The organism is Mucilaginibacter limnophilus (assembly GCF_004005815.1).
Classification (GTDB): Bacteria; Bacteroidota; Bacteroidia; order Sphingobacteriales; family Sphingobacteriaceae; genus Mucilaginibacter; species Mucilaginibacter limnophilus.
This window is the reverse complement of record NZ_SACK01000025.1, coordinates 1-1,055: the sequence shown is the minus strand read 5'-3', so window position 1 is coordinate 1,055 and position 1,055 is coordinate 1. Positions and strand designations below refer to the sequence as shown.

The 1,055-nt window shown below is 43.8% G+C and carries 1 pseudogene; it reads left to right on the top strand.

Annotated features, from left to right (window positions below):
* Positions 1 to 129: 129 nt before the first annotated feature.
* A pseudogene (locus EOD41_RS20530) lies at positions 130 to 996 on the top strand (IS3 family transposase); the annotation flags it as partial.
* Positions 997 to 1,055 lie beyond the last annotated feature (59 nt).

Genomic DNA, 1,055 nt, shown 5'->3' with positions numbered 1-1,055 from the left:
CGGCATGGACAGTCAGGAGCTGAAACGGCTGAAAGAACTGGAAGAAGAGAACCGCAAGCTTAAACACATGTATGCAGAACTGGCTTTGGATAATAAGATGCTAAAGGACGTTCTTTCAAAAAAGTTCTAAAGCCCTGCCAGCGCAAAGACATGGTTGCTTACTTACTGGAAAGTTACAGCGTAAGCATTAGCAGGGCTTGCCGGGTAGCGAGGCTGCCCAAATCCATGTATTACTATAAGAATGTTAGAGACGATTCTGAAACCATAAATAAGTTAGTGGAACTTGCTGAAAAGCATCCTACTGAGGGTCAAGACTTATACTACAGCCGTATACGTCAGCAAGGTTTTCAGTGGAATTACAAGCGCGTGCGCAGAGTATATTTGCTTTTGGGCATGAATAAGCGCCGTAAGGTACGCAGGCGTGTACCGGCAAGAGTAAAGGTGCCCCTGATCGTGCCTGAGCAGGCTGGAGATACCTGGTCAATGGACTTTATGTGTGATGTGCTGGTAAACAAAAGAAGGTTCCGTACGCTCAATATCATTGATGATTATAACCGGGAAGCTATTGCCGTTGAAGCCGCTTATACCATACCAGCCATACGAGTAACACAGATCTTGGAGCGAACTATTCATGAGCAAGGTAAACCAAACTGTATCCGGGTAGATAACGGACCTGAGTTTAACAGCAAGGAGTTCAAGGATTGGTGTGAGAGCAAAGATATCATAGTGCAATTTACCCAGCCTGGCAAGCCTATGCAGAACGGCTATATGGAACGTTTTAACAGAACCTTTATGGAAAACATTTTGGACGCTTACCTATTTGAGGACATTAACCAGGTACAGGTATTAGCCGATGAATGGATGGAGGATTACAATTACAGCAGGCCACATGAAGCACTGGGAGGTATAACGCCAAACCTGTACAAGCAGCTAAACTGTGGAGATATTGAAAACTCTACCGAGTTTCCAACATCTCCACAGTTCCAACAACAATAATTATATTTTTGAATTAAATAAGTCTATAAAACACCAGTCCGAACTAAGGGAGGGTTACA